General features: G+C 44.5%; 12 protein-coding genes. 6 read left to right on the top strand and 6 right to left on the bottom strand.

Features of this window, described 5'->3' with window-relative positions; all coding sequences use genetic code 11:
- Positions 1-188: 188 nt before the first annotated feature.
- On the top strand, positions 189-1,895 hold the full coding sequence (locus tag ACQEXP_RS12790; RefSeq protein WP_426970301.1) for a phospho-sugar mutase: 1,707 nt from the start codon (positions 189-191) through the stop codon (positions 1,893-1,895).
- A gap of 189 nt (positions 1,896-2,084) precedes the next feature.
- Here the strand turns inward: ACQEXP_RS12790 and ACQEXP_RS12785 are convergent, their stop codons facing one another.
- Together ACQEXP_RS12785 and ACQEXP_RS12780 are read right to left on the bottom strand one after the other, a co-directional pair.
- Positions 2,085-2,504, bottom strand: coding sequence for a GNAT family N-acetyltransferase (locus ACQEXP_RS12785; RefSeq protein WP_426970299.1), 420 nt, complete (start codon positions 2,502-2,504; stop codon positions 2,085-2,087).
- A gap of 69 nt (positions 2,505-2,573) precedes the next feature.
- Positions 2,574-3,206, bottom strand: coding sequence for a LysE family translocator (locus ACQEXP_RS12780; protein WP_426970297.1), 633 nt, complete (start codon positions 3,204-3,206; stop codon positions 2,574-2,576).
- 223 nt (positions 3,207-3,429) lie between these two features.
- Between ACQEXP_RS12780 and ACQEXP_RS12775 the strand changes: the two genes are divergently transcribed.
- From ACQEXP_RS12775 to ACQEXP_RS12765, 3 genes are all read left to right on the top strand, one after another.
- Positions 3,430-4,254 carry an AraC family transcriptional regulator gene (locus tag ACQEXP_RS12775; RefSeq protein ID WP_426970295.1) on the top strand — a complete coding sequence of 275 codons (825 nt, stop codon included), beginning with the start codon at positions 3,430-3,432 and terminating at the stop codon, positions 4,252-4,254.
- Between the two features lie 77 nt (positions 4,255-4,331).
- The gene (locus ACQEXP_RS12770) at positions 4,332-5,051 is read left to right on the top strand and encodes an AzlC family ABC transporter permease (RefSeq protein WP_426970293.1); all 720 of its coding nucleotides are present in this window, start codon (positions 4,332-4,334) and stop codon (positions 5,049-5,051) included.
- Positions 5,048-5,356: an AzlD domain-containing protein gene (locus ACQEXP_RS12765; protein WP_269375785.1), complete on the top strand. Its 309-nt coding sequence runs from the start codon at positions 5,048-5,050 to the stop codon at positions 5,354-5,356. Before ACQEXP_RS12770 ends, ACQEXP_RS12765 begins: the two co-directional genes overlap by 4 nt.
- A gap of 178 nt (positions 5,357-5,534) precedes the next feature.
- Here the strand turns inward: ACQEXP_RS12765 and ACQEXP_RS12760 are convergent, their stop codons facing one another.
- The 4 genes from ACQEXP_RS12760 to lamB form a co-directional block, all read right to left on the bottom strand.
- Entirely contained in the window at positions 5,535-6,149 is a 615-nt protein-coding gene (locus tag ACQEXP_RS12760; RefSeq protein ID WP_426970291.1) for a fumarylacetoacetate hydrolase family protein, read from the bottom strand.
- Between the two features lie 192 nt (positions 6,150-6,341).
- A complete protein-coding gene (locus ACQEXP_RS12755) occupies positions 6,342-7,358 on the bottom strand; it encodes a porin (protein WP_426970289.1) in 1,017 nt (338 codons plus the stop codon).
- Positions 7,359-7,787: 429 nt separating this feature from the next.
- Complete coding sequence (locus ACQEXP_RS12750) at positions 7,788-8,684, bottom strand: MalM family protein (RefSeq protein ID WP_426970287.1); 897 nt, start codon at positions 8,682-8,684, stop codon at positions 7,788-7,790.
- An 80-nt stretch (positions 8,685-8,764) separates the two neighbouring features.
- Entirely contained in the window at positions 8,765-10,093 is a 1,329-nt protein-coding gene (gene lamB, locus ACQEXP_RS12745; RefSeq protein ID WP_426970286.1) for a maltoporin LamB, read from the bottom strand.
- Positions 10,094-10,536: 443 nt separating this feature from the next.
- Between lamB and glgX the strand changes: the two genes are divergently transcribed.
- Together glgX and ACQEXP_RS12735 are read left to right on the top strand one after the other, a co-directional pair.
- Positions 10,537-12,489 carry a glycogen debranching protein GlgX gene (glgX, locus tag ACQEXP_RS12740; RefSeq protein ID WP_426970322.1) on the top strand — a complete coding sequence of 651 codons (1,953 nt, stop codon included), beginning with the start codon at positions 10,537-10,539 and terminating at the stop codon, positions 12,487-12,489.
- Between the two features lie 143 nt (positions 12,490-12,632).
- Positions 12,633-14,396: a diguanylate cyclase domain-containing protein gene (locus ACQEXP_RS12735; RefSeq protein WP_426970284.1), complete on the top strand. Its 1,764-nt coding sequence runs from the start codon at positions 12,633-12,635 to the stop codon at positions 14,394-14,396.
- The last annotated feature ends 6 nt before the right edge of the window (positions 14,397-14,402 follow it).

Below are 14,402 nucleotides of genomic sequence, written 5' to 3'. Positions count from 1 at the left end.
ACGTTAGTTGGCGTTTTTGAAATGTGCAAGAAAGTCCTATCAGATTTGAGTAAGGGAAAAATCTGGTTCTGTTTAGCGATTGCAATCTCGCAAATGATAATCAATATCAACTAAAGTTAAGCGTAATTTGGAACATAACATAGACTTAAGTTATCAATAGGTCTGAGCTAGTAAGAAGGTAAAGCAAGATGATGGAACAAGTAACTCGTTGGTTAGAAAAAGATCCTGATCCACGAACTCGTGAAGAACTGCAACAATTAATCGACCAGCAGGCTTTAACTGATCTAGAAGATCGCTTTCGCCAACGACTTGAATTTGGTACCGCAGGTTTGCGCGGCAAAGTGGGCTGTGGCCCAAACCGAATGAACCGACTGGTGATTCAAGAGACCGCCAGTGGACTTGGTCAGTACCTTATCCAACAAGTCGAGAATGCCAAGACTCGTGGTGTCGTAATTGGCTATGATGGTCGAACCGACTCCAAACAATTCGCCCATGATACCGCCAGTGCTTTAACCGCTCTTGGTATCAAAGTATTCCTAACTCATGACGTCGCTGCGACTCCTATCGTCGCCTTTGGCGTGAAACACTTTAATGCCGCCGCCGCCGTCGTGGTTACAGCTAGCCACAACCCACCGGAATACAATGGTTTTAAAGTCTATTGGGAAAACGGCGCTCAAATAATTCCGCCGCATGATTCGGGTATTGCTGCTCAAATAGACCTCGCGGCAACCCGTGCAATTCCAATGATGACATTGAGTGACGCCGAGCAAAACGGTTTGTTGGAGTGGCTACAAGATGACTATTACCAAACCTACCGCAAGTCGATGAATGCCAATCCTCTGCTAGGCAATCATACCCAACCCGAGAGTATCTCGATCGCCTATACAGCCATGCATGGTGTGGGGGCGGATATGGCAGAAACCTTGTTGTCAGATGCTGGCTTCACTCAGGTTTATAGCGTTGCTGCACAGCGAGAGCCAGACGGCACTTTCCCTACCGTCAATTTCCCTAACCCAGAAGAAGCGGGGGCAATGGATATGGTGGTCGCATTAGCAAAAGAACATGGTGCTGAACTGGCATGCGCAAACGACCCTGATGCAGACCGTTTTGCGGTGGCGGTGCGTAAACCAGATGGCGAGTACCAAATGCTCACTGGCGATCAAGTCGGTTCGCTTTTTGGTGACTATCTGTTATCTCAAGCAGGGGAACACGCTCCGTTAGTCGGCAACACCATTGTGTCTTCGACGTTGTTGGACAAAATTGCTCAAGCACACGGTGCACAATACTATCAAACATTAACTGGCTTCAAATGGTTAACTAACGTGGCGATGCAAAAACAGAGCGACAACCATCCCTTCCTGTTCGCCTATGAAGAGGCGTTAGGTTACACCGTTGGCAATAAGGTTTGGGATAAGGATGGTCTCTCTGCGCTGGTCGCGTTTGCTCAGCTAACCGCAGACCTAAAAAGTCAGGGCAAAACAATTTGGGATCAGTTGGAAGCGCTCTACCGCCAACATGGTATGTATCTCAATGCTCAGCGCAGTATTGCCCTTGATCCAAAATCACCGCCAGTGGGTGACAAGCTAAGAGCGAATCCACCAACCATGATCGCTGGTAGCAAGGTGGAAGTGACGGAAGATCTCAAAACTCAGACCAAACGATTTGCTGACGGAACTGAGCAGCACATCGACTTACCAGCCAGTGACGTGTTGATCTACCACCTCTCATGCGGCGCTCGTGTCATTGTTCGTCCATCTGGTACGGAACCTAAGCTCAAGTGTTATTACGAGGTCATTGAAGCCTTCAACGACTCAGACTCGTACGAACACGCCTTTGACAAAGCGTCAGAGTCCATGGGAATGCTCATTTCCGAGCATCAGCACAGCTTGATTTAGTCGATTTAGATTCATCATCAAAGGCCCCTCTCAACAATTGAGGGGCCTTTGGGTTTCACCCTGAGCTAAGTGTTCAATGTCTTCACTCACAGTGAGCTGCGCTGTCGTGCCGGTTTTTGTGCGATTCTCATCAAAGAAGTGGGACTAACAAACCAAACGGCGAACCATGCTAGTAATGTTTGAATCGCATTATTGGATTTTCTTCTGTAAGAAAATCTTATCCACTCCAACCGTTGGAAAACCTTTATAGCGTCCCATCTCTTTGAAGCCTAATTTGGCATAGAAGTTTGGTGCCTGAAAACTGTATGTATCTAAGTACATGTCGGTAACACCAAACGCTTTGGCTTCTGACTCAACACGTGCCATTAGCATTGAACCAATTCCTGAATCTCGGTACTGGTCATCAACCCAAAGAAACTCGACGAAAAGCGTATTGGTGTAGATTTCTCCTGTTAATCCTCCAGCAAAATTGCCTTGGTCATCTTCGACATAACAGGCCAACGTTTGGATATCTTCATCTGGTAAATGGCGCATATTAAAAGATTTCAGACCACTGTAGATCACGTCTTTAATGTTTTTAGGCGGATTGAGAACAAACTGCACATTCATATTACTTCCTCATCTCGACAACATTTTTGGCATAAAAAAGGCCAGCTAGCTGCTGACCTGTCTGACTACTTAGCTTGCAAATGAGCTTAGCATCCAAATAGCAAGCACGACAAATATCAACCCCATAAACTTGTGCTGATAAGTGCGAAACTTTTCATTTTCTAACAATGGCTTGCCCAGAGTTCCCACCAGTCCAACCAATATCAAATTGAACAGTAAGCCAAGCACATTCAACAGCAAGCCAAGTGCCAACATCTGCTCACCAGAGGTTGCGCTGATATTACTAGACACAAATTGAGGCAAAAACATCACAAAGAAGACGAGTGCTTTAGGGTTAAGTAAATTACTCACCAAAGCTCGTTGATAGAAAGTTGTCGCAACTTTACTACTACCTTCAAGATGAGGGGCATCGGTGGCGTTAGCACGCAAACAATCCCAGCCCATTTTCAGCAGATACGCGCCGCCAAGTAAGTGCAATGCCTTGAGTGCAATTGGACTCATCGCGATCAAGGCAGAAACACCCAACGCCGCCAATAGCGTCAAGATGATTCCAGAAGTCGCGTTACCTAAACTGGCAAAAATCCCCACTTTTCGACCATAGCTCATGCTTGAGCTAGCAATCAGCAGCATATCCGGCCCCGGCAACAACAGCAAAGCGACTACAGCCGTTAAATAGACTGGTAGCACAGTTATATCAATCATTTTTATAATTTCAGAACAGCAGCAAAGCGCGGGATTTTATCCCAAACATCAATCACAATCCACACACAAAATAAAAGTAAAAAGCCAAAACTCCGAACAAATAACAACCACAAAACGCAGGTATTAAAACCAACAATAGAGCAATTTTGTACAAAAATAAGTAACCGCTATAAGCTAGACTGAATCAACGACTTGTTAACAACGTATTTTGCAAGGAAAGCGAATGGCAAAGAGTGTAAAAGAGTCAGCCAATTTCCAACTTGCCAGTGAGCTGGGAGGTTTGGAGCTGCTAGATGCAAAATATACGAATCAGAACTTTTCTCGCCATAGCCATGAAGGCTATACCATAGGTGTGATTGAAAAAGGCGCACAACGCTTCTATCGAACTGGCGGAAACCACATTGCACCACAAGACAGCATTATTCTTGTTAATGCAGACGAGGTTCATAATGGCCAAACCGCAACCGAAGACGGCTGGGAGTATAAGGCCATGTACCCGCTGCCTGAACAGTTTGAACAACTCAGCCAAGGTTTGTGTGCTGGACTAGCCGCTCCCTACTTTACCGAACCCGTAGTCTATGACCCCGAACTGGCTCAACAACTTAGACTGGTTTTCAATACACTGGCACAGTCTGACAATAAGCTACTCAGAGAAACCTTGGTCTATGGCACCTTAGTCAAGTTGGTCTCTCGTCACAGTAAAACCAGAGTTAACTGGGAGCCCCAAACCCGAAGTCAAAGACAACTGGCTATGGTTAAGGAATTTCTCGATGATTTTCCCCAAGCTGACGTCAGTTTGGAAGATCTATCTAAGCTAGCTGGCCTAAGCCCCTATTACCTGACACGTAGTTTTCAAAAGGAGTTTGGGTTACCGCCCCATGCATACCAAATTCAGGCACGACTTCGAGTGGCAAAACAACTGCTTCGCCAGGGGATGACAATTTCTGACGTAGCGCAAGAGACTGGGTTTCATGATCAAAGCCATTTTCATCGTCACTTTAAACGGGCAATGGGTGTGACACCTAAGCAGTTTATTGGCAGTAAATAGAAAGCAATAACGTACAAGCCACCGATAACGTAACTGTGACTAAATGAATGTAACTATCACCACACGTAGAAAGAAACATGAGTAGCATGACCATAGATATAGACACACAACTCAGTCGCTCACAATTGTTCTGGCAAGGCACACTCGCCATGGTGCCACTCAGTATTGCCATTATTCCCTGGGGCGTGCTAGCAGGCTCCTTTGCATTGGAGTCTGGGCTGACTGTCGTTGAAAGCCAAGCGCTATCCGCCATCTTGTTTGCAGGTTCTGCACAGCTAGTCGCGACAGGTATGTTTAAGGCAGGTGCAACCTTGACCACCATGCTTTTAGCGATCTTTTTTATTACTTCAAGGCACTTGCTCTACAGTGTATCGATGAGAAGCAAAATCAGCCCGCTACCACTCAAGTGGCGACTTGGACTAGGATTCTTGCTCACCGATGAACTGTTTGCTATTTGTGGTCAACAGTCTGAAAAGCAGTTCAATCGCTGGTACGCGCTTGGTGCTGGTCTTAGCTTTTATCTTTGTTGGAACCTCGCCACCCTGGTTGGCATTGTCGCTGGCAGTTACATTCCGGCGATGAATGAGCTTGGATTGGAATTTGCCGTCGCAGCAACCTTTATCGCTTTGGTGGTGCCTAACATTAAATCCTCCCCCGTCTTAGTCGCGGTACTCGTCTCTTTAACGACCTCCGTTATGTGCAGTTTGTCGGGTATCGAATCGGGGCTAATGATAGCCAGTATTGCAGGTATGCTCGCAGGTTATATTGCCGAGTCACTGAAGGGACGTACCGTATGATTATGTTAGCTATTTTGGCAATGACGTCACTGGTATTTTTGAGCCGCTACCTGTTTTTGGAACCTCGTCTACCATTGAGACTCAACCCACAAGCTCAGCGACTACTGGCCTACTCAAGCCCTTCTGTGCTAACCGCGATTTGGGCACCTATCGTATTTATGCCTGAGCAGGAGCTATGGGTATCGGCAAATAATCCTTACCTGATTGGTGCTCTCGTTGCTGCGCTACTGGCTTGGAAAACCAAAAACGTACTGCTGACGACGATTGTCAGCATGGTGCTGTTTCTATGTCTTAAACTCTTTTAACCGAACAGAGCGGCGAGCAGAAACAATACAACGGCCATCACAGCTATGCACTTAATCAACAAACCAACATTGTGACTTCCGCCATTCGGCGCTTGATTACAACAGCCCATAAAAAAACCTCCAATTGAGTAGTCAATTGGAGGTTAATCCTTGTCCTAGGGGTAAAGTAAAGCGCTTTTTAGCGCGCAACCCACTCTATTTCAATCAAGGTCTTGTCAGCTTCTTTTAATCTTGCCAAAAATACATCGGATGGGTGTACCTCACCAACCCCTTGTGGTGTGCCGGTCATAATAATGTCGCCATCGCACAACGTGGTAAAAGTAGAGAGCTCGTCGACTATCGTTTGTGGAGAGTACATCATCTGCGTCACTGAACCTTTTTGCACTCTTACGCAGTTTATAAATAGCTCAATTTCTAACTGTTCAATTTTGAGTCCTTCAAGAGGAATAAAGCGGCTAAACAACGCGGAGCCATCAAACGCTTTCGCCCGTTCCCACGGTAATCCCTTCGACTTGAGTCTCGATTGCAACTCTCGCTTTGTTAGATCAAGACCTACACCAACAGCCGATAATCTACCCTCTGAAACAAGAAAGCAGATTTCACCTTCGTAATGGAGCGGCTCTTGGTGAAAGGATTGTAGTTGAGTCGTTATCGAGCTTGGCGGCTTGGAAAACACCACCATTTGATCTGGAATGGCGTTATTCAACTCTTGGATATGTTCTAAATAGTTTCGACCAACACACAATATTTTGGTCGGTTGGACCAAAGATTCTCCAAGCTTTACTGAACTCATGTCACCATCCCTGACTGTTATTTTTGAGAGAAGGCTATTCTAGTCTAAGTGGCTAATAAAAAAACGATTTAGGTAAAAATATCAGAACCACTACCCATTATTACTGACGCTTAGGTCAACAAGAGAGAAAAACGCCTACCCAATAACAGATAGGCGTAAATACGATACCGTATTTAAAATTTTGACTTTCGGTTAGAGGAAGTAACGCGCTCCCACTATCCACTTGTCATCATCTTTGGTGGTTGGATCGTCATCACCCAAATCGATTTCATATCCAGCGAAAGTGACTAAGTTAGCGGTAATCGAGTATTCCGCCTGAATCGCTGTCTGGCTGTAAAGGGTGAAATTCGTTTTATCGTTCTCTACCGCTTCATAGTTAACGCTAAGGTTAATGCCGTTTGTCATCCCAAACGCCAACAAACCTTCCACTTGAACGGTCTCTTCTAAGCCATCGTAGAAGTATTCATTCATACCGTAGACGCCCGCCACATAGAGACCGTTACCATAGCTTCCATAATTAATTGCTATAAGGTGAGAGTTTGCATCACGTTTAACATTGGAGACTTCAAGATCGCCACCAGAGTAAGTATAACCAAGACCGAATCCCATCAGATTGGCCTTAAGAGCCACTTGCACCCTTGCATCCGCATCTGACTCAGTTTCTTTACCCTGCCAGCCTAAACCGAAATCAACGCCACCATCTTCACTGAACATAAGCGATTTTCTGTAGCTGACCATTCGCTCACCACGTCCAGTACCCAGTAGGTTATGGTTTTCATAGAGATAATCATTAGCGAAGGCAATAGGTAAATCAGCAACTCCTGCCACATCATAATAGGGAGCCCACTGAGTCCCGACCACAACGCGACCCGCTTGTTCATGTGTGGCGCCTAGGTAACCGAGGCGTGTTGTAAACGAGTTTTCACCGCCATCGAGATAGTTTAACGCCCACTCTCCTTTTGCATCCACCACGAACCCGTTTCCAAGATCCTGCGTACCGGAAATGTTAATTCGAGGGGAGACTTGATTGACGTCGACGTCCTGATTCGCTGGACGGGTTGAAGTGCCTTTATCGTACTCGCCGATACCGACATCGACATAACCACCGATTGAAATTGTTGAACCTTCGCTGCTGTAAATTTCCGCTGCAAAGACGTGAGTACCACATGCTGTTGCCACGATTGACGCGGCTAATAATTTAATCTTCATCGTTAATGTCCGTATTTGGTTTAACCAGTGTCCGTAATTAGTACTTATCGACTAATAACTTCACGAACATCTAAACCCTAGTACGGAAAATAAAAAATTTAACTGCAACCAAGTACCTAATAACGAATTTATTTTGTCACAACGTCACTTCAAAAAAAGTTAATCACCAGTAAGCATATAAATTATTTAAACTTTCTACTTAGCAATCATCACCCACATTAAATGACGATCAAGATCACATTTTTATAAATTAATGGGAACTTTTCATAAAACCGCCAACTAACACGGCATCGAAAAATGCCCATGAATAGGCAAACGGAAAGCATTTAAGAGAGAAAAGGATAAGAGAAATGAAGTGAGGGGCTGAAACAAAACACCCCGCCAATCATTATTTAACGGGGTGTATAGAATGTGAGAGATTATTCGCTGCTATCTTGCATTAACGGCTTTAATAAAGATTTGCTGAGCACCTTCAACATTGAGAGCCTTTGCTTCTTCGAGTAGCGCAAGTGCTTTATCTAGCATGCCAACTTTAACCGCGTTTTCGATACTAGTCAGATAGAACTGCTGCTGTTCAACCGAAAGCGATAATGAGGCATCACTTGAAGCAACAACCGAGTGAGTCACCGTGCTCTGTTTCTCTTGAGCGGCTAACTCGCCTTTGAACTTCTGTTGGGCAGTATCCGTGCTGGAAACCGTCAGCGGTTCTTCAACAACAACTGCACTGTCAACTTTCGCGACAATACTCAATAGCCCATGCTGAGCATGAGGAATGATAGGGTTTGGAACGTCTGGTGGGTAATTACCACGTGCAATCGCATCAAGCTTAACGGGATGAAGGATTTCCGACTTTCCTTTGGTCAACTCAGGAGTAGTGTAAATTAGTAACTTAACGCGTTGCTGCCCTACTGGCTGGATAGTGATCTCTGTGGTCAGTCTATCGCCTTCTAAACCGTAGGCATGTTTATACTCGAAATCTTCTGTGCTGAATGCTTTTAATACTTGGTTATTTTCATTCAAAAGCAGAGCATTTGGATAGAAAACACTCTTTTTGAAATGGCTAATAATTTCGAGTTCAAGTTCTTTTCCTTGAGTATTAATATCGAAAGCCGCTATTGGACTAACACCCGTAGGAAATTGATAATTCTGGTTCTTTTCATCAATTGAGAAGTTAATTCGCTTGGTTGGCTCAACTTTAACCCATTCAATCTCTGAATAAGATTCAGCGACTTGAGATACATTTTGAGTATCAAATACAACCGTTTCTGTTGCCGTACAGCCTAACAGGGCCATACTAATTGCGCAGCCTAGAACTAAATGCTTCATCTAAACCTCTCCACTGAACGAAAAAAGCCGACTTAAGTAAGCCGGCTATTACTTAGGACTTATAGGACTCGGAAACTATATTACCACCAAGCTTCCATTTGAATACCAACGCTGAACTCAGAATCGTCAGTACCTTTTGCAAAGCTGTCTGCTTCATGATCCATGAAGTAAGAACCGTAAACACGGATTTCAGGACGAGCCCAGAAGCTAGAGCCTGCAGACCATGCTTGAGCAACAGTCAGCTTAGAACCTGATGCATCTTTGGTTGTTCCGCTTTTCTTAGTTTCATCAGCGAAGTAACCTGCTTCAAATACAGTTTTCATGTTTTCATCCCATTTGTACACTGGACGAACAACCGCATTGTAAGCTGTGATATCACCATCGTTAGTATCAGATGCTTGAGCGTACATTACTACGTGACCTAGTTCCCATGACTCACCTAGACCTGTTACACCCCAGTTGATGATACGGAAACCATCAGCATCGTTGTTACCACCTGTGCGGTCATACCAACCACCGCCACCGTAAGTAGCCATTTGCTTACCGTATGATGCTGTACCGTACTGAAGAACCGTTTGGTTGAAACCGTTAGATAAACCTTGACCAATCACCGCAGTTAAAAGAACGCCATCATCAGCTTGAACATTTTGGTTCTTCGCTTCAGAAGCAAAATCGTAAGCAACCGCTAGCTCTAGGTTAGCATTTTCCCACAAGTTGATACCTGCGTAACGAAGGTCCAATGTGTAGCCAGAAACGGTTTCATCTTTCGTCTTAGCAACTGTTTTGTAGTTGTTAGCATCACCCTCAATTGCAAGCTCACAAGCTTTGTCACCTTTACAGTTTGCAAATGCTTTTGAGCCAGCATCAGTAAGTACGCTTTCAAAACCATCATCAACCTTTTGGCTACCATCATCATGCATTAAAGCTACAGATAGTTTACCGCCGCCAACTGACAGATTTTCGATACCGCCACCTGCACCACCAGACGTGTCTAGGAAATAGAAGTCTGTGATATGGATATCTTTACGTTGGTAGTAACGTTGACCAGCCCAAAGCACAGCTTCTTTATCTGACTCGAAAAGACCTTTAGCTTGAACATTCATAACACGTAGAGCGTTAGAATTGCCTTCCCAGTTATTGTTACCAGCCTGACCGTATGCAACCAATGTTTCTAGGTTGAACGTTACGTCGTCTTTGTTGTACAACTCAGCGTTAAGACCAATTTCTGCATATAGGTCGTCTTCATTGCCTAGACGGCCTACTTTATTCTTTTCATAAGTGACATGAGAACCTTCACCGCTCAGACCTACACCACCACGCGCATAACCATGGAAGTCCACGTCGGCTGCGAATGCGCCAGCAGATAAAGTCGTCGCCACTGCAGCAGCAATTAAACTTACTTTTTTCATTATTAACTCCATTTAGGGATTATTATTCTTTGGCTCTCTTCTTGGCTCACTCTGTAAAGGCAGAAACAGATTGTTAGTAAAAGAGAGGTAAGATGGGAGTCAGGCTAGAGCCCTTGTCCCCATTTGTTTCAACTGCGGACAGATTAACTGGGGAGTAGAAATGGCAACTCATCCAGATGAAAAATAGTTAGGGGGGATGAGAAAGGATGAGAAATCATACCGGACAATGTTTTTTAGGCTTCAATCACAAAACTTAGGGTGAGAAATAACTTTCTGACAAAAATATCTCGCGCCAAATGTTAGATAGCTCACTTAACCACGCAAGAACGTCATAAATATGAAATAAAATTACAATTATTATTTTTGTCAGAGGCGCTTGACCAATTCATTGCAAAACTATTTACTAAAGATCAAACAATAAAATATTTTAATAAGTCATGATGATGCAGTGCTCCCGTCCCTATCCTCTAGGTGCCACCCTTAGCACCGAAGGATGTAATTTCTCTATCTTTGCTCCCGATGCGAAATCTATTCAGCTTGCGCTGTTTGACGACAACGGTCAGTTAACCACCTATCCCTTGGACGGAGAGTACGCGGGCATACGATTCACCTTTGTTCCGCACATTAGCAAAGGCCAAAAGTATGCGTATATCGTGCAGCGCAACGGTCAATCCCATCTGATTTCAGATCCTTATGCCAAAGCATTGGAGAAGCCGCTCTACTACCAAGTGCCGTTCTCTAGTGAACAAAGCTTCACCCTAGCAAAATGTCTGGTGACTGACGGACATTTTGACTGGCAAGATGTTGAAGGCCCTCGTAGAGCTCGAGAAGAGATGGTGTTGTTTGAAACACATGTTAAAGGCGTTTCGGAACTGCATCCCGAAGTAGAAGCGGATCATAAAGGTCGCTATCTGGGCTTAGTTAGCGACGCGATGCTTGAATTTTATAGACAGCAGAACATAAACACGCTTCAGCTGCTACCAATAGCCGCATGTATGCATGAGCCACACCTACTAAAAATGGATAAGGTCAATTACTGGGGATATAACCCTTACCTATTCATGGTGCCAGACCCGAGATATGCGGCTCACGATGCTGTCACGGAACTAAAAACGGCTATCCGTGAGTTGCATCGAAACGGTATCGAAGTGATTCTTGATGTGGTCTATAACCACACCGCCGAAGGTGGCGCTGATGGCCCAATCTTTAACTTAAAAGCTTTAGACAAGCGATATTACTTTAAACAGGGCGATCACTACGCTAACTATACCGGCTGTGGTAATACACTCGATTTATCCTATCAGGCAAGTTTGAATCTGGTCATGGATACCCTGCGCTATTGGGTTAGCGAATATAAAATCGACGGATTCCGCTTTGATCTAGCCGCCACACTCGGTCGCAACGGTGAACACTTTAGCCCTGAAGCTGCGTTCTTTAAAGCCGTCGCTCAAGACCCGATCCTGAAAGAAGTAAAACTGATCGCAGAGCCTTGGGATATTGGTCCTAACGGTTATCAAGTAGGAAATTTTCCGTTTGGTTGGAATGAGTGTAATGACCGTTTGCGCGATATCACGCGCAGCTTTTGGCGCGGTGATCAAGGATTTCTAAAGGAGTTTGCCACTCGAATTATGGGGTCGCGAGATCTCTACAGTGCGGCTAACTGGCCATACAAATTAACGGTCAATTACATTACGTATCACGACGGCTTCTGTATGCAAGATCTTGTCTCATACAAGCACAAACACAATGAGGCCAATGGCGAAAACAATCGTGATGGTCACGGTGACAATCGTTCCGACAACTATGGTGTCGAAGGTGCGACTGACAACCTGACCATCATTGAAAAACGTGAGAAACAAAAGCGCAACTTTATGGCAAGCCTACTGTTTGCTTTTGGTATTCCACATATTCTGACTGCCGACGTTCTTTCCCATACTCAAAATGGTAACAACAACGCGTATTGTCAGGATAACGAGTTAAGCTGGATTAACTGGCATACCACCCCAGACAAAGAAAGCTTCAAATCGTGGTTAGCCGATATGGTAAAAGCTCGCCAGCAATATATGGTGCCATTTATTCGTGCTTTCAGTGGTGCAAAACGCAACAACAACCGTATCTTTTGGCGCAGAATTGATGGCAGCTATATGGAACATGATGACTGGAATCGTCTCAGCTCCGTCGCTTTGCACCTAGGCATAGACAAAAATGGTGATGAGCTATTCTACTGTATAAACCAGACAAACGCGCCGGCTAGATTCACCCTGCCAGAAGCTGGAAAGGGTGAATGGCTCATGATCTGTAATACAGACTCACATCAATTGCACCAGACCATAGATCACAAACAAGTTCTGATAGCCCGTGCCTCACTGGCAATTTTCCACTTAAAAACGTCATGAATGTTACAGCGGCATAGTGATATGCCGCTAATTTTCAGAACTTATCCTACAGAAAATCTGGACTTGTGTTGATTGATGTGGATATGAAATCAGTTTACACTATCGGCCATCGTCCGTTCCCCTAAAACATCAGTTGGCAATCCATGGCATTACCCAAGTTGGTAATTCGATCCTTAAGACCGTACATCATTCTATTAGTTATAGGTATGGTCTATGCTGCTTTTCAGCAACTTAAACAGTCGGAACACAATGCTTACCAGCAATCATTTGTGAATATAAAAACCGCCTCCGACTTAGTATCTTCACAACTCGAAGCAGCCTCCAGTAAACTGTTTCTCTTAGCCGATTCGGCTGACGAGAAGGACTTTGTCTCTACAGCGCAACGTATTCTCAAATATACCCCTGCTTACAGCGATATCATTTACAGAAACAAGCAGCACACCAAATATCAATCAATACAGCACAATGCGACTTATTCAGAGCAACACTCGGATATCGTTTGGCAACCGCTGGATGAAATCTCTACAAAATTCACCGTGTCCTCTATCTACCCTAAAGCTTCCAATCAATGGGTATTTGCCGTCAGGTATATGCCGGATGAGTATCGCGAAATTTGGATAGAATTTGACCTCAAATCGGCCACACAAAGTTTGCGTGCTCTGCGGACATTAGACAGTGGGTATGTGTTTGTCGTTGACGCCGTTAGCGGAAGGCTGGTTTTCCACCCAGATCCCAACCGAGTAGGTACGCCCTCGATCAGTTACCTTGCTGGTATTAGTGAGTTGATCAGTAGTGGACTCTATTTCGGCAAGCATGAATACTATTACCAAGGTCAGTATAAGATGTCCGTCTTTAGTGCTGATAATCAGCATAACTGGGTATTTATCGCAGGTACCGATCGAGCCGATATCTTAGCCACTTCTTATCAGTTTTCTCTGTCTGCTATTGTTATTGCTTCACTAATGCTGTTAGCCGTCGCGATTAACTATCTCACGTATCAACTCAACAAAAGTCTTGCACAGTTGAATAACCGAGAGAATTTGGCGGACTTTAAACGCTATTTAAAAGCCGTGCTGGATCGTTTCTGTCACCACAAAGGAATGCAGCTATGTTTTTATGATTCGGATTACGGACACTTCACCACAATAGACTATCATGGCAATACAAAAGTCGTGCTGACTGACTCTACTCTGGCTAAGCGCTTTTCTCCGAGTTCGATGAGTTACACGACAAAGCAATATGTCGATCCACTTGCAAAGAAACTGCACATCACGTCTCGACACTATACGATCCCGTTGTTTGACAAAGACAACCTAATCGCAGTGATGTACATCAATGCCAGTATACCAACCTACCGCACTATACTGACCATGATCAGAGATTACTCAGAAATCGCCTTGTCTAACCTAATGCTTCACAAACAGCTACGAAATAGTGATGTGATGACACACCTAGACAACAAGTTGGCGCTGACGGAGCATATTGAACAAAACATTGAGCGTCATGGTTTGTACCTTGCGATGATTGATATCGACCATTTTAAAACCATCAATGACAACATCGGCCACTTAGGCGGTGACAAAGTCATTTATCATACCGCCGATTTAATGAGACGTTGTTTTCCAAAACCAGGTTCACTCAGCCTGTCTCGATATGGTGGAGAGGAATTCTGTATTTTGTTTCATGCCAATGATGAAAACCACGCCTATGAGCAATGTGAACTGCTACGTCAGATGGTGGAACAGTCACGCGTAGAACTGGATGAGTCTGATATCAACTATACAATTAGCATTGGTATCACCGACAGCCAAATTAGTTCACACAGTACGATAAGCCGAGCCGATAAAGCCTTGTATCAAGCCAAAGGCTTTGGCCGCAATCAAGTGGTCTTGAATACCTTTCAGTAGTGTTAA

The organism is Vibrio sp. TRT 1302 (assembly GCF_050113875.1).
In the GTDB taxonomy this organism is placed as follows: domain Bacteria; phylum Pseudomonadota; class Gammaproteobacteria; order Enterobacterales; family Vibrionaceae; genus Vibrio.
Note: the sequence above shows the minus strand (reverse complement) of the source record. Positions and strands in the feature narration are given on the sequence as shown.